Raw genomic sequence first — 19,068 nt, 5'->3', positions numbered from 1 at the left:
TTGTCCTGAATAGGGATGATATGAAACCATTCTTGATTCAGGAGGGGGAAGGAGCGGGCATGCGGGCATCGAATGTAACGGTTCGCCGACGATTATTCGCCGCACTGATAATAGGAACGATTTTGTTCTTCGCGCTGGTGGTGCGGCTCGCGTACGTGCAAATATGGATGGGGCCGAGGCTGTCGAAAGAAGCCGAGGAATCTTGGCGAAGAAACATCGAGGTTACGGCTAAACGGGGAGAGCTGCTTGACCGGAATGGCGTACAGCTGGCCTACAATATAAGCACGCCGACGGTCATGGCCATTCCTGTCCAGATCAAAGATCCGCAGATGACGGCGGCCAAGCTGGCGGCGGCGCTCGACCTCAGCGAAGCGGAAGTTTACAAACAAATTACAGTACGCAAATCTCAAGCTTATATCAAGCCCGGCGGCCGCAAAATTTCGCAGGAAAAAGCGCAGGAAATCCGCAATATGCAGCTGCCGGGCATTGTTGTCACCGAAGACAACAAACGGTATTATCCGTTCGGCGGATTGGCCGCACATGTGCTCGGTTTTACCGGAATTGATAATCAAGGCTTGACGGGCATAGAATTGAAGTATGATAAATTGCTCACGGGTCTCAATGGCGGCATTTCGTATTTGGCGCAAGCCAACGGCAAGCTGATGCCGGGATCGACCGACACGTACAAAGAGCCGATGGACGGACTCAATCTGCAGCTGACGATCGACAGCAACATTCAAGCGATCATGGAGCGGGAGCTTGATCAAGCGATGCTGAAATATCAACCGAAACACATCGTTGCGATCGCCATGGATCCGAACAACGGCGAGGTTCTTGCGATGGGGTCCCGGCCGGGTTATGAACCAAGCAACTACAAGCAATACCCGGTGGAAAGCTATAACCGCAACCTGCCGATTTGGATGACCTACGAGCCCGGATCAACCTTCAAGATCATTACGCTTGCTGCGGCCCTCCAGGAAAACAAAGTGAAGCTGACCGAAGGCTTTCACGATCCCGGCTCGATCGAGGTGGCGGGGGCGCGTCTTCGCTGCTGGAAGCGGCAAGGACACGGAAGCGAAACGTTCCAGCAGGTAGTTGAAAACTCTTGCAACCCGGGCTTCGTCGTCATGGGCCAGCGTCTGGGCACCGACTTGCTGTTCAAGTACATCCACGACTTCGGCTTTGGCAAAAAAACCGGCATCGACCTCGGCGGCGAGGAGAACGGCATTCTGTTCAAGCCGTCCCGCGTCGGTCCGGTCGAGCTGGCGACCACCTCGTTCGGCCAAGGAGTTTCGGTGACGCCGATTCAGCAAATTACGGCCATCTCGGCGGCGATCAACGGCGGTAAGCTGTACCAACCGCATGTGGCGAGGGCCTGGTATAAGCCGGAGTCCGGCGAGATGGTGCAGAAGGTCGAGCCGACCATGGTGCGGCAGGTCATCTCCGAGGCGACGTCCAAGCAGGTGCGCGAGACGCTGGAGAGCGTCGTGGCGAACGGAACCGGACGAAACGCGTTCATCGACGGCTATCGTGTCGGAGGGAAGACGGGAACGGCGCAAAAAGTTATTAACGGACGTTATTCCGCCGACGAGCACATCGTTTCATTCATCGGCTTCGCGCCTGCGGACGATCCGAAGGTCGTCATTTATGCGGCCGTAGACGACCCGCAAGGCATCCAGTTCGGCGGATTGATCGCAGCGCCGCTCGTGAAGAGCATGATGGAAGATACCTTGCGTTATATGAAGGTGCCTCCGCGGAAAGACCAGCTCGACCGCAAATACGTCTATGGCGACAAGCGCATCGTGGAAGTGCCGAATCTCGTCGGCATGACGGTCACCGATATTTACGAAGATTTAAATATGAATTTTCAGCTGGCCAAATCCGGTACCGGCAAGACGGTGATCAACCAGGTGCCGAAGCCGGGCACGCGTGTGGAGCAAGGCTCCACGATTCGCATCTACTTATCCGACACGGGCGTGCCGCAGGAGCCGGCGCCGCCGGCGTCTTAAGCGGCCCCAGTCCCGCAATTTCATTATGAAAATTGAAAATTGGGCTTTTCATCGGGCGTTTTTTTGTCCATAATAGATACCATGTGTGAAAATGGAGATCGATCATCCGTGCGGATTTTTATTCAACGAAGAAAGGTTTATCGAGACCATGTGTGAAAATGGAGATCGATCATCCGTGCTTTTTTTTTACGATTTATTGACCAATGGAGGGGACGCTCGATGCAGCTACAAGAACTGGCCTCCCAGCTCGTCACGAGCCGCCTGATCGGCGACGGCGCCACGGAAGTGACCGGCATGGCGACCGATTCCCGCAAGGTCAAACCGGGCGACTTGTTCATCTGCGTACCGGGTTTGACTGTGGACGGTCATGATTACGCCGCCGTCGCCGTTGAGCGGGGGGCCTCTGCGCTGGTTGCGGAACGCGATCTGCGGGCGGGCGTTCCGACGCTGCTCGTGCGCGATGCCAGAATGGCGGCGGCCGTGCTTGCGAATCACTTTTACGGGTATCCGAGCCGGGAACTGAAGCTGATCGGAGTGACGGGTACGAACGGCAAGACGACCACGACGTATATATTGGAAAGCATTTTGAGCGATCAAGGGTTTCAGACCGGTTTGATGGGCAATATTCATGTCAAGATCGGATCGGAATACCGCGAGAATAAAGCGACGAATACGCAGGAAGCGCTGGAATTGCAGCGCATCTTGCGGGACATGGTCGAGGCCGGTACGGATTACGCGTTAATGGAAGTTTCTTCCCACGGGCTGGATATGGGCCGGGTGAAGGGATGCCGGTTCCGCACAGGTATTTTTACCAATTTAACGCAAGATCATTTGGATTATCACCTGACGATGGAACAGTACCGGGATGCGAAAGGGCTTCTCTTCTCCAGACTGGGGAACGAGTATACGGAAGACCCGGCCCGCCGGCAGTTCGCTGTGCTGAATGCGGACGATGCCGCATCGGCGTATTACCGTAAAGCGACCGCCGCACAGACCATTACATACGCGATTGACGATGAGACTGCGGATGTGAGAGCGGTTGATATCGAAATGACGGCGGGCGGGACGCGTTTTCGATTGCTGACGTTTCAGGGCGAAGCCGAGGTGCGGATGCGTCTGGTCGGGAGATTCAACATCTATAACGCCCTGGGCGCCATCGCCGCAACATTGGCCGAAGGGATTCCGCTGCAGCGTATTGCGGACAGCATCTCGCGGATCGCTTCGGTAGAGGGGCGGATGGAGATTGTGGACGTCGGGCAGCCTTACTTGGTGCTGGTCGATTACGCCCATACGCCGGACGGCTTGAAGAACGCGTTAGCGACGATTCGCCAGTTTGCCGAAGGAAACGTGTATTGCGTGTTCGGCTGCGGCGGTGACCGGGACCGGAAGAAGAGGCCGGTGATGGGGGCGATTGCGGCGTCTTACAGCGACTATATTTACGTGACGTCCGATAACCCGCGGACGGAAGATCCCGAGCGGATTCTGCTCGACATCGAGCCGGGTCTTCGCGAAGCGGGCTGGGATACGTCCCGGTACGAACTGATCGCAGACCGCAAAGAAGCGATCCGCAAGGCGATTGGGCGTGCCGGGGCCAAAGACGTGGTTTTGATCGCGGGCAAAGGGCATGAAACATATCAGGAAATTTGCGGCGTCAAACATCCGTTCGACGACCGGTTGGTGGCTCAGGAAGCGATAAGGGGACGATGAAGCGTGATGAAACGAACGTTAGCTGAAATCGCCGTGATGGCGGGGGGCACGTTGACGGACGAATCGTCCGGAAGCTTGATGGCGCAGGGCGTATCGAAGGATACGCGGACGCTGGCGCCAGGCAATCTGTATATACCGTTAATCGGCGAAGCGTTCGACGGGCATCGATTCGTCGAAGCCGCTTCCCGGCAAGGAGCAGTCGGGTCGTTCTGGCAGCAGGATCGTCCGGATGCGCCCGAAGGCGTGCCGTTGATCTTGGTCGACGATACGCTGGCGGCGCTTCAGCGACTGGCCGTTAATTACAAGCGGCAGCTTCACGTTAGAATTGTCGGCATAACCGGAAGCAACGGCAAAACGACGACGAAAGATATGACGGCAGCCGTGCTCCAGACTTCGTTTCGGGTGCACAAAACCGGGGGGAATTATAATAACCACATCGGGCTGCCGCTTACGCTGCTGCAATTATCGGAGGACACGGAGATCGCCGTGCTCGAGATGGGGATGAGCGGCCGGGGCGAAATCGAGTTTCTCTCGCGGCTCGCGGAGCCGGAAATTGCCGTGATTACGAACATCGGCGAAGCGCATCTGCTGCAGCTCGGCACGCGTCAGGAAATTGCGCGCGCCAAGACGGAAATATTGGCCGGCCTGCTGCCGGGGGGCACACTCGTATACAATGGCGACGAGCCCTTGATCGAGGAAGTGCTGCCGGAGCTGTCCGAGCCGGGACGGATGCAGGCTCCCTCGTATGGGCGCGTTCGGTTCGGCCATGGAGCGGAGAACGATCTGTATCCATCGGACATTAGAATGGATGCGAAAGGGACGCATTACCGTATCCATGAGGCGGGGGCGCGGGATTTTTACATTCCGCTGCTCGGCGCGCACAATGTGGTCAACTCGCTGGCCGCTTATGCCGTAGGCAGACATTTCGGTTTGGATGCGGAGACGATTGCGCGAGGATTGGCGGGTGCGGCGGTGACCGGCATGCGGATCGAGGTGATGCATGCGCCAAGCGGGCTTACGATCTTCAACGATGCCTACAACGCGAGTCCGACAGCGATGCGCGCTGCGATTGCGCTGCTGCATGAAGCGGAAGGCTTCGAGCGCAAATTCGCCGTACTGGGCGACATGCTGGAGCTGGGCGAGAACGAAGCGGCGTTTCACAGGGAGGTTGGCGAGATGCTCGATCCTGCGAAGGTGGAGGCTGTGTTCGTGTACGGTCCGCTCGCGGTTCATATCGCGGAAGGGGCGAGAACCCGGTTCCCGGACAACCGCGTCCGGCATTTTGAGGATAAAGAACAATTGGCGCACGAGCTCGGCCGAACGGCTGGCGCACACGACGTCGTGCTGATCAAGGGATCGCGCGGCATGCGAATGGAGCAAGTGGCCGCCTGGGTCATGCAATTGGGGGGATAAAGCTGTGGATTTCAATATCGTAATGATCACGCTGGGGGTTGCCTTTTTACTGGCGGTGATTATGGGTCCATTATTCATACCGCTGCTGCGCCGACTGAAATTCGGCCAGCAAATTCGGACGGACGGTCCGCAGGGACATTTGAAAAAAGCCGGAACGCCGACGATGGGCGGCATTATCATCATGCTGGCGCTGGCGCTCGCGGTCCTTCGCTTTGGCGAGAAAAATATGGAGACCGTCATTTTGCTGCTGGCGTCGTTAGGCTACGGATTCATCGGTTTTCTTGACGATTACATTAAAATTTTGTTCAAACGCTCGCTCGGCTTGACCGCAAAACAAAAACTGATCGGTCAGCTGCTCATTTCGGCGATCGTGTGCTTGCTGCTCGTACAATCCGGGCACAGCACCGATATACGCATTCCGTTCTTCGACGTATCGTTCGATCTCGGCTGGCTTTATTTTCCCTTTATCGTCTTTCTTATGCTCGGCACGTCCAATGCGGTCAACTTTACCGACGGTCTGGACGGGTTGCTTGCCGGCACGAGCGCGATTGCGTTCGGCGCTTATGCGATAATCGCCCTGAACAACACGCAGCCGAACGTCGCCATCTTCTCGGCGGCCATGGTCGGCGCGGTGCTCGGGTTTCTCGTGTTCAACGCGCATCCGGCGAAGGTGTTTATGGGGGATACCGGCTCGCTCGGCATTGGCGGAGGGCTGGTTGCAGTGGCGATCCTGACGAAAGCCGAAATATTGCTTGCGCTGATCGGCGGCGTGTTCCTGACGGAAATTTTGTCGGTCGTTATCCAGGTCGTATCCTTCAAGACAAGGGGCAAGCGTGTGTTTAAAATGAGCCCAATTCATCATCACTTTGAATTGGTGGGCTGGTCGGAGTGGCGCGTCGTCATATCTTTCTGGACGGCGGGTCTGATCTTGGCGGGTCTTGGACTATATATTAACGAGGTGTTATAAGGATGGAGCATCCTGCAAATTACCGCGGCCGCCAGGTCGTCGTCTTGGGTCTGGCGCGCAGCGGGGTCGCGGTCGCGAAATGGTTTCACGAAGCCGGCGCGAACGTGACGGTCAACGATAGGAAAGAACGAGAACTATGCCCTGAGGCCGACGAACTGGAGGCTCTGGGTATTTCTGTTGTTTGCGGCGGTCATCCGGCCGGACTTGTCCACGAGGGCGTGTCGCTCGTCGTGAAAAATCCAGGAATCCCCTATAGCGTGGAGCCGATTCGCCGTGCGGATGAGCTCGGCATTGAAACGGTCACCGAAGTGGAGGTGGCGTACTACCTATGCCAAGCTCCGATCATCGGCATTACCGGCTCAAACGGCAAGACGACGACGACGACATGGACCGGTCTGATGCTGGAGGCGGGCGGGCTGAAGCCTATCGTCGCCGGGAATATCGGGCGGGCCTTAACCGAAGCTGCGCTCGAAGCGGCGGAGGATAACCGGATGGTCGTGGAATTGAGCAGCTTTCAGCTGAAAGGCACGAGCAGCTTCCGGCCATCGATAGCCTGCTTGTTGAATGTGTATGAAACGCATCTTGATTATCATGGAACGATGAACGACTACGTTGTTTCGAAGATGAAGCTGTTCGCCAATCAAACGGAAGCCGATACGGCCGTCTTGAACTGGGACGATCCGGTTTGCCGCCAAACGGCGGCAAAGGTGCGTTCCCGCGTACTGCCGTTTTCCGTACGGGAGGAGCTGCCTTACGGGCTGTTCGTGAAGCCGAGCTTGAAGGAGGCGAAGGAGCGGCAAGTGACGGCCCTGTTAACGTACAGGGATGAAAAGGAGACCGAGCATACCATCCTGCCGGTCAGCGAACTCGGCATTCCCGGCAGCCATAACGTGGAGAATGCGCTCGCAGCGAGCGCGATGGCCATCGCTTCAGGCGTAGCTATCGAGACGATTGCCCGTGTGCTGCGCGAATTCAGGGGCGTTGAGCATCGCCTCGAATACGTGCGAACTAAGGACGGCGTCTTGTTTTATAATGATTCGAAAGCCACGAACCCGACGGCGACGATCAAGACGATCGAGTCGTTCGATCAAGATATCGTCCTCGTGGCGGGCGGGCTGGACCGGGGCTCCGACTACATGGAGCTGCTTCCCGCGTTCCAGCGGCAGGTGAAAGGACTCGTCGCCATCGGCGAAACGAAAGAAAAAATTGTCCGTGTCGCCAAGCTCGCAGGCATGAGCCGTCTGAAAACCGTCGATACTGCTGCTAGCGGGTTGCAGGATACGGTGACGGATGCGGTGCGGGAAGCGTTCGCGCTCGCGAAGCCGGGCGACGTCGTGCTGTTATCGCCGGCGTGCGCCAGCTGGGACATGTTTCCTTCCTATGAGGAAAGGGGAAGAATGTTTAAGCAGTCCGTGCATAACCTTTAAACAGGAGGATGACAAGCCGCCTCCTAAATTTTTAAGGTTAGAGGTGTGGTCGCAATGGTCAAAGCACGGTCGGCTCCGGATATGTACTTGCTCGGCTCTACGCTGCTTCTGCTTGTCATCGGCGTTATTATGGTATACAGCGCCAGTGCGGTGCTGGCGTTTCGCGAATTCGGCGATGCGTTCTACTACTTGAAACGTCAGGCGCTGTTTGCGGCGCTCGGCGTTATCGCCATGTTTTTTATGATGAATACCGACTATTGGATTTGGAAGAGGTACGCCAAACCGGCGCTGATCGTCTGCTTCGTGCTGCTTGTCGCTGTCTTGATTCCGGGCATCGGGGTCGTTCGCGGCGGCGCCCGCAGCTGGCTCGGCATCGGGTCGTTCGGCATCCAGCCTTCCGAATTTATGAAGATGGGCATGATCATCTATTTATCCAAATGGCTGTCCGAGCAGAAGAACCCGATCACGGCGTTTACAAAAGGACTGCTGCCGCCCCTCGCTTTAGTCGGACTGGCTTTCGGGATCATTATGCTCCAGCCGGACCTTGGGACCGGCGCGGTGCTTGTCGGCGCTACACTGCTCATTATTTATACGGCGGGCGCGCGATTGCAGCACTTGTCGTATTTAGGGTTGATCGGGGTGGCGGGATTCATCGGCCTCGTGATAGCGGCCCCTTACCGGTTGAAGCGGATTACGGCTTTTCTCGATCCGTGGCAGGACCCGCTCGGCGCGGGCTATCAGGCGATACAATCGCTGTATGCGATCGGACCCGGCGGGCTCGTTGGGCTCGGACTTGGGATGAGCCGGCAAAAATACAGCTATTTGCCCGAGCCGCAAACGGACTTCATCTTTTCTATCATCGCGGAGGAGCTCGGCTTTATCGGCGGTTCCTGCGTGCTCATTCTGTTTATGGTGCTGGTCTGGCGCGGCATGCGCACGGCCATTACGGCTCCCGATACGTTCGGCAGCCTGCTCGCCACCGGCATTGTCGGCATGATCGCTGTGCAAGTCATCATCAACATCGGCGTCGTCATCGGCATGTTCCCGGTCACGGGCATCACGCTGCCGCTGATCAGCGCGGGCGGTTCTTCCTTAACATTGATGCTGACCTCCATCGGCATACTGCTTAATATTTCCCGATATTCGAGGTGAGTTTCGCATATGAACAAAATCGTCTTCACCGGCGGAGGGACCGCCGGCCATGTGACGCCCAATTTGGCGGTCATGGCCAAACTGCGCGAGCGGGGGTGGGAGATCCACTATATCGGTTCCCGGAACGGGATTGAACGCGAAATCGTCGAGCATGAAGGGGTACCGTTCCATCCCATCGCCTCCGGCAAGCTTCGCCGCTATTTCGATTTGAAAAACTTCAAAGACCCTTTCCGCGTCGCGTTAGGCGTCGGGCAAGCGTACGGACTGCTTCGGCGGCTCAAGCCGCACATCGTCTTCTCCAAGGGCGGCTTCGTTTCCGTTCCGGTCATCGTGGCATGCCGGCTGGCCGGCGTACCGGTCATTTCGCATGAATCCGATTTAACCCCCGGCCTGGCCAATAAAATCTCAATGCCCTTTGCCTCCCGCATCTGCGTTACCTTCCCTGAGACGTTGCAATACGTGCGCAGCGATAAAGCGGAATGCACGGGCTTGCCGATACGCGAGCAAATTTTGCAAGGGGCAGCCGCTCGGGGCCTCTCGCTGTGCGGCTTTCATTCGCAAAAGCCGGTGCTGCTGGTGATGGGCGGCAGCCTTGGGGCGCAGCGCATCAATCAGACGGTGCGCGCGTCGCTCGATACGCTGCTGCAGCGCTATCAGATCATTCACATCTGCGGCAAAGGACATGTCGATCCGACGCGGGCAGGCAAACGCGGCTACAGCCAATTCGAATACGTCAAGGACGAACTGCCGGACCTGCTCGCCGCCGCCGATCTTGTCGTATCGCGGGCAGGCTCGACGTCCATTTTTGAATTTCTTGCCTTAAACAAGCCGATGCTGCTTATTCCGTTATCGCGGGCGGCAAGCCGGGGCGACCAAATATTGAACGCGAATTCGTTCCAGAGCCAAGGCTACGCGCACGTTTTGTTCGAAGAAGACTTATCGGCGGACGCGCTCGTGAGCGGAATTTCCGCCTTGTATGACGAACGGGATGCGATGAAGCGGCGCATGGCGGATAACCCTTACGGCAACGGAACCGAAACCATCGTCCGACTGCTCGAGGCGCTTAAGCGTTCCGGCGGTTGACGAATTTAGCAATAGGCGATTGTCACACTCTGCAGCATTCCACATAAACTACACTATAACCGTGACAGACACCCGGCGAAGCGGCAAGCGGCAAGCGGCTCGGATACAAAAGACAGTCGGAGCCCGGCGGCCGGCCGCTCTCTATTTTTCGAACGATATTCGAGAATAGGGTGCCAGGGCGTTCTGTGAAGGAGGTTGTTCCCATGCAACAGGTCATATCAGAATTGATGAAGGGATCGTTCGGCGAGGTTCGCCTTGACGAACCGCTTGCCCTCTACACGACATGGAAGATTGGAGGGCCGGCTGACGTTCTGCTTATTCCGGAGAATAAGACGCAGCTTGTGGCGGCAGTGAAGCTGCTCCATCAGCACCGCGTCCCATGGACGGCGCTCGGTCGGGGCTCCAACATGCTCGTCGCGGACAAAGGCATACGCGGTGTCGTGATCAAATTGGGGGATGCGCTGGAAACCGTCCGGATTGAAGGGGAGTCGATTGTGGCCGGCGGCGCATATTCGTTCATCAAGCTGTCGGTCATCGCCGGCAAAGAAGGATTGACCGGCTTGGAGTTCGCGGGAGGCATCCCGGGAACCGTGGGAGGCGCCGTCTACATGAACGCCGGGGCGCACGGCTCTGACGTGTCACGAATACTACAGCGGGCTGAAGTGCTGCTCCCGAGGGGTGAGTTGGTTACGCTGCAAAACGAGGACTTGGCATATGCTTATCGACATTCGATTCTGCAAACGAACCCGGGCATCGTCACGGAGGCGGAATTCCGGCTCCGTTATGGCGACCGGAAGGAAATTGCGGCGGCGATGGCTGCCTACAAGGACCGCCGGTTGCGAACGCAGCCGCTGCAGCTGGCCTGCGCGGGCAGTGTCTTCCGGAATCCGGAAGGCCGTCACGCGGCGCAGCTGATCGAAGAAGCGGGCCTGAAAGGCCTGCGTGTCGGAGGCGCCGAAGTCTCGCCCTTGCACGCCAATTTCATCGTCAACATAGGGCAGGCGACAGCCTACGACGTGCTCACCTTGGTCGAACAAGTCAAAGAAACGGTCCGTACCCGATTCGGAGTAACTCTCGTACCTGAAGTATTGGTGGTGGGTGAGCGGTAAATCGGAGGTGGGACTTTGGAAAAGCTGGTTATCGAAGGCGGGAAACCACTATCGGGAGCCATCAGCATTCACGGCGCGAAAAACGCCGCACTGCCGATCCTGGCAGCGAGTATCATGGCGGAAGGAACGGTTAAGATCGAGAACGTCCCCGATCTTTCCGACATCGGCGTCATGTTGGGCATTCTTCGTTCCTTGGGGTGTAAAGCGGAGCTGGCCGGAGATACGGTCATCGTTAATACGAATGCGGTCCATCAGTATCACATCCCGGAAAGCTTGATGAGCCAAATGCGTTCCTCGATATTCTTGATGGGGCCGCTGCTGGCGCGGCTCGGCAAAGTGGAGCTTTATCAGCCAGGGGGCTGCGCGATCGGCGAGCGTAAAATCGACTTGCATTTAAAAGGTCTCGCAGGGCTGGGCGTCGTCATCGAAGACGACGGCAGCCGTATCGTATGCACGGCGAAGGAACTGGTCGGCGCCGACATCGTGCTTGACTATCCGAGCGTTGGCGCTACGGAGAACATCATGATGGCAGCGGCGATGGCCCGGGGAAAAACGACGCTCACCAATGCGGCTCGCGAGCCTGAAATCCAAGATTTGCAAAACTTTCTTAATGCGATGGGGGCGAGAATCATGGGCGCCGGCACGGATACGATTACGATCGAGGGCGTTCCGGAACTCGTCCCATGTACTTACCGGATTATTCCCGATCGTATCGTCGCAGGTACGATCATGATCGCCGCAGCGGTTACCCGGGGCAGCGTTACCCTGAATGGCGTCTGCCCGGCTCATCTTACTTCGGCCATTCATGTCCTCAAACGCGCAGGTGTTCAAATCACAATCAACGGTGATATAATGTACGTATGCGGGTCCGGCCGACTGAAAGCGGTCGAGAGGATCGTCACGTCGCCCTACCCGTCATTTCCAACGGATTTACAGTCGCAGATCATGGTGCTCTTGAGCCTCGCCGACGGCGTCAGCATCGTCAAAGAAACCGTATTCGAAGGCCGTTTCAAACACGTCGACGAATTGTCCCGCATGGGCGCTGACATTCGCGTCGATCTGAACTCGGCATTCATCCGGGGCGTACCGCGGTTGTACGGCGCCACGGTGGAAGCGACCGACCTGCGCGCAGGCGCTGCGCTCGTCATCGCGGGTTTAACCGCGCAAGGCACGACCGTTATCGAACAAATTCATCATATCGACCGCGGTTATGACCGCATCGAACGGATGCTTCGCAGCCTTGGCGCGAACATTCTTCGGACGACGCCGGTCGTCATGGAATAAGCCATGTTATTTTCATTCATATGAACGCAACCGCCGGGTTATCCCTTTTTCTTCTTGAAAGAGGGGTAATCCGCGGTTTACATATAGCAAGAGGAGGCCCTCATGGAGGAACGACTTCCCGTAATCAAACAACAAAAACAAAAACCGCGCGGCCGCAGCAGCAAAAAGCTGCTTCTGTTTCTTTTTTTGTTTTTCGTCACGCTGCTGCTGGTGCTCTTCTTCCAATCGTCGCTGAGCAAGATTACGGAGGTGTCCATTCAGGGCCAGCAGCTCGTGGCCGAAGAACAAATTCGTACCGCGGCGGCTGTCGTGCCGGGAGATCACTTCTTCTCCGTGTCGTCAGCGCGAATCGCGGCGCAAATCAAATCATTGCGGATGATCGAAAGGGTCGAAGTGAAGAAACGCTTTCCCGGACGAATTGAAATTTACGTTTATGAATACCCGAAGGTTGCCTACCAGTTCGGTGAAGGCGGTCAAGTGGAAGCGCTGCTCGCAGACGGGAGCGTCATTCCCGTCACGATGCATGGAGCCAGATTGGACAAGCCGATCCTGTCGGGCTGGAGCAAGGACGACCCCTTGAAGATACAGCTGTGCGCGGCGATGTCGAAGCTGCCCGAGGCGCTTTTTGCGGATGTTTCCGAAATCAAGCCGGCGCCAAGCGCGTCGTACCCGGATAAAATCAAGATGTATACGCGCTCGCAGTTCGAGATCATTACGACGATCGGTTACTTGCCGGACAAGATGCCCAACATGGAATCGTACATTGCCAGCATCCGCGAGAACAATAAAACGAGCGGCGTGCTGACGATGCTGCTTGCGGATTCATTTGCGCCTTTCGAGGCTGCCGGCGATAAGCAGGAACCGGTCAAATCCGGTACGAAAACGCAGCCTTAGTCTCTATAAATAGGTCTACTCAAGCATAGAAAATAATGATAGAATTGTAATTATGGTATATTTTGCGCTTTTCTTTTGAAAAAAATTTCATAAAAAAGAGGAAACCGCCAGAGCGTGTGGAATACTTACAAGCAGGTTTGCTGACCACGGCTCATATACACTACATTTTACAGGAGGTGCCACGGGTTGAGCAGCAATGACATCATTGTTAGTTTGGACATCGGTACATCCAAAGTTCGTGCTATTATTGGGGAAGTCGTTAACGGCGCCATTAACATAATAGGAGTTGGATCTGCCGACTCGCAAGGAATTCGCAAAGGAGCCATTGTCGATATCGATCAGACGGTCCAGTCGATTCGAAGCGCAGTGGATCACGCGGAACGGATGGTAGGCATTCAGATTTCGGATGTGTACGTAGGTATTTCCGGCAACCATATCGCACTTCAATCCAGTCACGGCGTAGTAGCCGTATCCAACGAGGACCGCGAGATCGGAGACGAGGATATCGAACGCGTTATCCAAGCGGCGAAAGTGATTCCGTTAGCTCCCGAACGCGAAATTATCGGCGTAGTGCCGAACCAATATGTAGTGGATGGAACGGACCAAATTTACGATCCGCGAAGCATGATCGGCGTCCGGTTGGAAGTGGAAGCGACGATTGTGACCGGTACGAAGACGGCCATACATAATTTGCTTCGCGTTGTAGAAAAATCAGGGCTGCGGGTATCGGGGTTGATCTTGATGTCGCTTGCCGCAGGGCACCTGGCGTTGTCGAAAGACGAGAAGGCTATGGGTACCGTGTTAGTCGACATCGGAGCCGGCGCAACGACGATAGCCGTGTTTGATGAGAACCATTTGGTTGCCACTTCCACGTTGCCCATCGGCGGGGAATATATTACGAACGATATTGCATACGGACTTCGCACACAGGCAGACATTGCCGAGAAGATCAAGCTGAAATTCGGATGCGCAGTCGTCGAGCATGCGGCTTCGGACCAAGTGTTTAAAGTAAACCGGATTGGAAGCAACGTGGACAAGGAATTCTCGCAGGTCGATCTGGCGAACATTATCGAACCGCGCGTTCAAGAAATTTTTCATTTGATCCGCATGGAAGTGCAGCGTCTGGGATTTTCCGAGCTGCCGGGCGGTTATGTATTAACCGGCGGAACGGTATCCATGCCGGGCATGCTGGCGATCGCTCAGGTCGAACTCGCTTCGTCGGTACGCATCGCCGTACCGGACTTTATTGGAGTTCGTGATCCTGCGTATACGAGCGGAGTCGGAATTATACAATATGCGTCCAAATATTTGCGGAATTCCAAATCGGGCTCAGGCGCCAAGCGGACGGTAAGCAAGAAAGCGTCTTCCGGTCAAGAGCAGAAGCCTTCGGCCATGGAACGGTTTAAAAATTGGTTAAGCGAGTTTATTTAGCGTGGATCGTGCTCACGCGATGAAAGCCTAATGAGGGGGAAGACGCTAGTATGTTTGAAATTGATATGGACTTGGACCAACTGGCTAAAATAAAGGTCATCGGTTGCGGCGGGGGCGGCAGCAACGCGGTCAACCGGATGATCGACAACGGTGTGAAGGGCGTCGAGTTCATTACCGTGAATACGGATGCTCAAGCGTTACACCTTTCCAAATCCGATACGAAATTGCAGATCGGCGACAAGTTAACGCGCGGTCTCGGCGCCGGGGCCAACCCGGAGGTCGGGAAGAAGGCGGCGGAAGAGTCGCGCGAATTGATTTTTAACGCGCTGAAGGGCTCCGATATGGTGTTCGTTACGGCGGGTATGGGCGGCGGCACGGGAACGGGCGCAGCGCCTGTTATCGCCGAAATCGCCAAAGAATGCGGCGCATTGACCGTCGGCGTCGTCACACGTCCGTTTACGTTCGAAGGCCGTAAACGGGCGATGCAAGCCGATCAGGGCATTGCCGCATTGAAAGAAAAAGTAGATACGCTGATCGTGATTCCGAACGACCGCCTGCTCGAAATCGTTGATAAGAAAACGCCGATGCTGGAAGCATTCCGCGAAGCGGATAATGTGCTTCGTCAAGGCGTACAAGGGATCTCCGATTTGATCGCGGTTCCCGGCTTGATCAACCTCGACTTCGCGGACGTGAAGACCATCATGACTGAACGCGGTTCCGCGTTGATGGGCATCGGCGTCGCAACCGGCGAGAACCGTGCGGCGGAAGCGGCCAAGAAGGCGATTATGTCGCCGCTCCTGGAGACGTCGATCGACGGCGCGCGCGGCGTACTGATGAACATTACCGGCGGCGCCAACTTGTCGCTGTACGAAGTGAACGAAGCGGCCGATATCGTCGCGTCGGCTTCCGACCTCGAGGTCAACATGATCTTCGGCGCCGTTATCGACGAGACGTTGAAAGACGAAATTATCGTCACGGTTATCGCGACCGGCTTTGAGCATAAGAGCATCTCGACGACCCAGCGTAAGCCGGGCGGCACAGGCGCTGCGCCAAGCACGGGCGGGAGCCAGCAAGAGAACACGGACAACCGACTGAACAATTTGCGTCCGTTCGGCGGTCAAACGTCTAACGACCAGCTGGACATCCCCGCATTTCTGCGCAACCGGAACCGCAACGGATTCGACAACAAATAATGGCATTGCCGGTTAACGTAACAGCCGTTCTTCCTTAGGGAGAGCGGCTGTTTTTTTGCCGTATTAGCCTCTGGGCACAGCTTGGATTAGGCCGATCGGAGGTCAAGGACGTCCCTACCCGTTTGCAGCAACCGACAAAAAAAGATGCTTCCTCCTGTCATGTTTAGACAGACTTTGGAATACCATTGCTATATACTTGTCTCATTCGCAAAAAAGCATGGTGGCGGTAAAGAGAGGTGACGGAAAATGGTCGTTTATATCGATATCATTTTCCTCATCAATGTGTTGATCGACGGCACTTTGATTTGGATGACCGGGTGGTCGCGCAAGCTGCGACTGCGTCCGTGGAGGCTTGTTCTATCCGCCGTGATCGGCGGCAGTTATGCGGTTTTTTTGTTTTTTCCGTCGCTTGGTTTTATGTACACCTTTGTCGCCAAGATGGCGTTTTCCTTCGCGATGATGCTGACAGCGTTCGGCTTCGGAGGGATGGTGCACTTTTTACGCAACCTGGGCACGTTTTATGTAATCAATTTCGTAGCGGCCGGATGCGTCGTCGGATGCATGTATGTGCTGCAGTCGTCGCACGACATCTTGAACGGGGTCATGTTCGGTCGCGGATTGACGGGAACGCTTCCGCCCCTCATTATCGCGCTTCCGCTAGCCATGTGGATCTACAAGCGGGTTGTGCTGGCGTTAAAGCAAAAGCAAGAAATCGCTTCCTTCATGGCTAAAGTGGATGTGTACATTGATGCGATCGCCTCCAGCTGCACCGGTCTGATCGACACGGGCAATCAACTGTACGACCCGCTGACGAAGACGCCGGTGATGGTGATGGAAGCCTCGCAGTGGGGGGAGTGGATCCCCGAGACGTGGATGGTCAAAATCAGGCGGGCTGAAGTCGACCAGATCGTAGGCGCCATCGGTACCGAACCTTTCATCTGGCAGGACCGGCTGCGGCTGGTGCCTTACCGGGGCGTGAATCGAAGCACGCAGTTTATGCTGGCGCTCAAACCTGACAAAGTGGTCATTACGACGGAAAGCGGACAAATCGAAACGATCAAGGTGCTCATCGGACTTGACGGCGGGCGCTTAAGCTCGGATAACGCTTACCAGGCCATTATTCACCCTTCATTGGTGCAAAGCCACAGCGGTTAGCGTCAAACCAACAGCGGTCAACATACCGGAATAGGAGGTAGTCGAACATGTTAGTCAAGTGGAAGCTAATGCTGCAAATCATGTATTTCCGTCTTTTGCTGCTGCTCGGGCTTAAAGGAGAAGAGATTTATTACATCGGAGGAAGCGAAGCGCTGCCGCCCCCGCTCACCCGCGAAGAGGAAGAATATTTGCTGGAGAAGCTTCCGTCGGGCGATGCGGCCATCCGGGGGATGCTGATCGAACGAAATCTCAGATTAGTCGTATACATTGCGCGTAAATTTGAGAATACCGGCATCAATATCGAGGATCTGGTGTCGATCGGAGCAATCGGTCTTATTAAAGCGGTGAACACCTTCGATCCGGAGAAAAAGATCAAGCTTGCCACGTACGCTTCCCGCTGCATTGAGAACGAAATATTAATGTATTTACGCCGAAACAGCAAAATCCGTACGGAAGTCTCGTTCGATGAGCCGCTTAATATCGATTGGGACGGCAACGAGCTGCTGCTGTCGGATGTTCTCGGCACGGAGAACGATACGATATACCGGAACATTGAGGAGCAGGTGGACCGGAAGCTGCTGCATAAGGCTTTAGATAAATTGTCCGAACGCGAGCGCATCATCATGGAACTGCGTTTCGGGCTGCGGAACGGCGAAGAGAAGACGCAAAAAGATGTGGCCGACATGCTCGGTATTTCGCAATCGTACATCTCCCGCTTAGAGAAGCGAATTATTAAGCGGCTTCGCAAAGAATTTAACAAGATGGTGTAAAATCCGGAGGGTGAAGAAAAAAGCTGCAGTTCGTTCTGTAGCTTTTCCGCGTTCCAGCAGGCCATTCGCGGGTGCTGCGGCGAGTTGGAAAAAAACGCATAAAAAAAATGTCCAGGGGGATAATGTACATTAATGTTTCTCCTTGGGAGGTAATCACGAATGACCCGAAACAAAGTCGAAATTTGCGGCGTCGATACGGCAAAGCTACCGGTTTTGACCAATGCGGAAATGCGTGAACTGTTCGTCGGTTTGCAAACGAAGAATGAACGATCTGCAAGAGAGAAATTAGTAAACGGCAACCTCCGGCTGGTGCTATCCGTTATTCAACGCTTTAACAACCGGGGGGAATACGTGGACGATCTGTTTCAAGTCGGTTGTATCGGACTGATGAAAGCCATTGATAATTTTGATTTAAGCCAAAATGTAAAGTTTTCGACGTACGCCGTTCCGATGATTATCGGGGAAATTCGCAGGTACCTGCGGGATAACAACCCGATTCGGGTATCGCGTTCGCTGCGGGACATCGCTTATAAGGCGCTCCAGGTCCGCGACCAACTGACGAACCAAAACTCGCGCGAGCCCACGATTTACGAAATTTCCGAAGCGCTGAACGTTCCTAGGGAAGATGTCGTCTTCGCGCTCGATGCGATCCAGGATCCGGTGTCGCTGTTCGAGCCGATTTATCACGACGGGGGCGACCCGATTTACGTAATGGATCAAATTAGCGACGATCGCAACAAGGATGTGTCGTGGATCGAAGGAATCGCCTTGCGGGAAGCGATGCGCAAGCTGAACGACCGGGAGAAAATGATTTTATCCATGCGGTTTTTTGACGGAAAAACGCAAATGGAAGTCGCCGATGAGATCGGCATTTCGCAAGCGCAAGTCTCTCGTCTGGAAAAATCGGCCATCTCGCAAATGCAAAAGCACGTAAAAAACTGAAACAGCCGCACCTCAACCGTGAAAATCCGACCCGAACCGCAGGCCAAGCCCGTGGGAAAGGTCTTTTTTTATATGGAAAACGGTACACGCATGGACATTTTGCCCAACTTTCACATACACATAAAGTATCAACTAAAGCTCGGTGGTGAGGGCAGCTTGAAAATATCCGATTTTCAAACGAAGGACGTCATCAATATCGTGGACGGCAAGAAGCTGGGGCAAATCAGCGATCTGGAGCTCGACCTGCGGAACGGGCGAATCGAGGCGATTGTCGTTCCGAACTCGCCGCGTTTCTTCGGATTGTTCGGGGGCGCGACGGACGTTATTATCCCATGGCGCAATATTGTGAAGATCGGGATGGACGTCGTGCTTGTGAAAATCGAAGATATGCGCAGCGTCCGGCAGGAGGAGACCGAGGTCTCCTACGAATACAACCGCAATTACCGCGAAGGGAATTAAGCGCCGAATGGGGTGTTCTTTTCAGGCGTATCGTGTATACTGAATGGTAAACGATGACAGGGGGCGCAAGGGG

General features: G+C 55.4%; 16 protein-coding genes. All 16 read left to right on the top strand.

The annotated features are described in order from the left end of the window. Window positions 1–59: 59 nt before the first annotated feature. Window positions 60–2,009: a stage V sporulation protein D gene (locus tag FKP33_RS01125; RefSeq protein ID WP_127608532.1), complete on the top strand. Its 1,950-nt coding sequence runs from the start codon at window positions 60–62 to the stop codon at window positions 2,007–2,009. A 219-nt stretch (window positions 2,010–2,228) separates the two neighbouring features. Beyond that, window positions 2,229–3,716 (top strand): UDP-N-acetylmuramoyl-L-alanyl-D-glutamate--2,6-diaminopimelate ligase, encoded by a 1,488-nt coding sequence (locus FKP33_RS01120; protein WP_127608533.1) that lies wholly within the window; start codon window positions 2,229–2,231, stop codon window positions 3,714–3,716. A 3-nt stretch (window positions 3,717–3,719) separates the two neighbouring features. Continuing rightward, window positions 3,720–5,129 (top strand): UDP-N-acetylmuramoyl-tripeptide--D-alanyl-D-alanine ligase, encoded by a 1,410-nt coding sequence (locus FKP33_RS01115; RefSeq protein ID WP_127608534.1) that lies wholly within the window; start codon window positions 3,720–3,722, stop codon window positions 5,127–5,129. 4 nt (window positions 5,130–5,133) lie between these two features. Beyond that, window positions 5,134–6,096: a phospho-N-acetylmuramoyl-pentapeptide-transferase gene (mraY, locus tag FKP33_RS01110; protein ID WP_054795529.1), complete on the top strand. Its 963-nt coding sequence runs from the start codon at window positions 5,134–5,136 to the stop codon at window positions 6,094–6,096. 2 nt (window positions 6,097–6,098) lie between these two features. Continuing rightward, window positions 6,099–7,523 carry a UDP-N-acetylmuramoyl-L-alanine--D-glutamate ligase gene (gene murD, locus FKP33_RS01105; RefSeq protein ID WP_141333760.1) on the top strand — a complete coding sequence of 475 codons (1,425 nt, stop codon included), beginning with the start codon at window positions 6,099–6,101 and terminating at the stop codon, window positions 7,521–7,523. Window positions 7,524–7,577: 54 nt separating this feature from the next. After that, a complete protein-coding gene (gene spoVE / locus FKP33_RS01100; RefSeq protein ID WP_127608536.1) occupies window positions 7,578–8,675 on the top strand; it encodes a stage V sporulation protein E in 1,098 nt (365 codons plus the stop codon). Between the two features lie 9 nt (window positions 8,676–8,684). Continuing rightward, window positions 8,685–9,758 (top strand): undecaprenyldiphospho-muramoylpentapeptide beta-N-acetylglucosaminyltransferase, encoded by a 1,074-nt coding sequence (locus tag FKP33_RS01095; RefSeq protein WP_141333759.1) that lies wholly within the window; start codon window positions 8,685–8,687, stop codon window positions 9,756–9,758. 203 nt (window positions 9,759–9,961) lie between these two features. Next, window positions 9,962–10,867 (top strand): UDP-N-acetylmuramate dehydrogenase, encoded by a 906-nt coding sequence (gene murB, locus FKP33_RS01090; RefSeq protein WP_141333758.1) that lies wholly within the window; start codon window positions 9,962–9,964, stop codon window positions 10,865–10,867. Window positions 10,868–10,882: 15 nt separating this feature from the next. Next, complete coding sequence (murA, locus tag FKP33_RS01085) at window positions 10,883–12,151, top strand: UDP-N-acetylglucosamine 1-carboxyvinyltransferase (RefSeq protein ID WP_141333757.1); 1,269 nt, start codon at window positions 10,883–10,885, stop codon at window positions 12,149–12,151. Window positions 12,152–12,253: 102 nt separating this feature from the next. Next, complete coding sequence (locus FKP33_RS01080; protein WP_141333756.1) at window positions 12,254–13,045, top strand: cell division protein FtsQ/DivIB; 792 nt, start codon at window positions 12,254–12,256, stop codon at window positions 13,043–13,045. Between the two features lie 186 nt (window positions 13,046–13,231). After that, window positions 13,232–14,476: a cell division protein FtsA gene (gene ftsA, locus FKP33_RS01075; RefSeq protein WP_127608540.1), complete on the top strand. Its 1,245-nt coding sequence runs from the start codon at window positions 13,232–13,234 to the stop codon at window positions 14,474–14,476. A gap of 50 nt (window positions 14,477–14,526) precedes the next feature. Further along, complete coding sequence (gene ftsZ, locus FKP33_RS01070) at window positions 14,527–15,669, top strand: cell division protein FtsZ (RefSeq protein ID WP_054795532.1); 1,143 nt, start codon at window positions 14,527–14,529, stop codon at window positions 15,667–15,669. A gap of 246 nt (window positions 15,670–15,915) precedes the next feature. Beyond that, entirely contained in the window at window positions 15,916–16,824 is a 909-nt protein-coding gene (gene spoIIGA / locus FKP33_RS01065) for a sigma-E processing peptidase SpoIIGA (protein WP_141333755.1), read from the top strand. A 47-nt stretch (window positions 16,825–16,871) separates the two neighbouring features. After that, on the top strand, window positions 16,872–17,594 hold the full coding sequence (gene sigE / locus FKP33_RS01060; RefSeq protein ID WP_054795533.1) for an RNA polymerase sporulation sigma factor SigE: 723 nt from the start codon (window positions 16,872–16,874) through the stop codon (window positions 17,592–17,594). Between the two features lie 159 nt (window positions 17,595–17,753). Next, window positions 17,754–18,536: an RNA polymerase sporulation sigma factor SigG gene (gene sigG, locus FKP33_RS01055; RefSeq protein ID WP_127607235.1), complete on the top strand. Its 783-nt coding sequence runs from the start codon at window positions 17,754–17,756 to the stop codon at window positions 18,534–18,536. A gap of 156 nt (window positions 18,537–18,692) precedes the next feature. Beyond that, the gene (locus FKP33_RS01050; RefSeq protein ID WP_054795534.1) at window positions 18,693–18,995 is read left to right on the top strand and encodes a YlmC/YmxH family sporulation protein; all 303 of its coding nucleotides are present in this window, start codon (window positions 18,693–18,695) and stop codon (window positions 18,993–18,995) included. Window positions 18,996–19,068 lie beyond the last annotated feature (73 nt).

Source organism: Paenibacillus sp. tmac-D7 (assembly GCF_006519665.1).
Lineage (GTDB): Bacteria > Bacillota > Bacilli > Paenibacillales > NBRC-103111 > Paenibacillus_G > Paenibacillus_G validus.
The sequence above is the reverse complement of the archived record's forward strand: the minus strand, read 5'-3'. Positions and strand labels throughout refer to the sequence as shown.

What these genes read in the sequence shown, in the direction of transcription:
- FKP33_RS01125 (WP_127608532.1), top strand. Translation starts at nt 60, where the DNA reads ATGCGGGCATCGAATGTAACGGTTCGCCGACGATTATTCGCCGCACTG.
- FKP33_RS01120 (WP_127608533.1), top strand. Translation starts at nt 2,229, where the DNA reads ATGCAGCTACAAGAACTGGCCTCCCAGCTCGTCACGAGCCGCCTGATC.
- murD (WP_141333760.1), top strand. Translation starts at nt 6,099, where the DNA reads ATGGAGCATCCTGCAAATTACCGCGGCCGCCAGGTCGTCGTCTTGGGT.
- spoVE (WP_127608536.1), top strand. Translation starts at nt 7,578, where the DNA reads ATGGTCAAAGCACGGTCGGCTCCGGATATGTACTTGCTCGGCTCTACG.
- FKP33_RS01095 (WP_141333759.1), top strand. Translation starts at nt 8,685, where the DNA reads ATGAACAAAATCGTCTTCACCGGCGGAGGGACCGCCGGCCATGTGACG.
- murB (WP_141333758.1), top strand. Translation starts at nt 9,962, where the DNA reads ATGCAACAGGTCATATCAGAATTGATGAAGGGATCGTTCGGCGAGGTT.
- FKP33_RS01080 (WP_141333756.1), top strand. Translation starts at nt 12,254, where the DNA reads ATGGAGGAACGACTTCCCGTAATCAAACAACAAAAACAAAAACCGCGC.
- ftsZ (WP_054795532.1), top strand. Translation starts at nt 14,527, where the DNA reads ATGTTTGAAATTGATATGGACTTGGACCAACTGGCTAAAATAAAGGTC.
- spoIIGA (WP_141333755.1), top strand. Translation starts at nt 15,916, where the DNA reads ATGGTCGTTTATATCGATATCATTTTCCTCATCAATGTGTTGATCGAC.
- sigE (WP_054795533.1), top strand. Translation starts at nt 16,872, where the DNA reads ATGTTAGTCAAGTGGAAGCTAATGCTGCAAATCATGTATTTCCGTCTT.
- sigG (WP_127607235.1), top strand. Translation starts at nt 17,754, where the DNA reads ATGACCCGAAACAAAGTCGAAATTTGCGGCGTCGATACGGCAAAGCTA.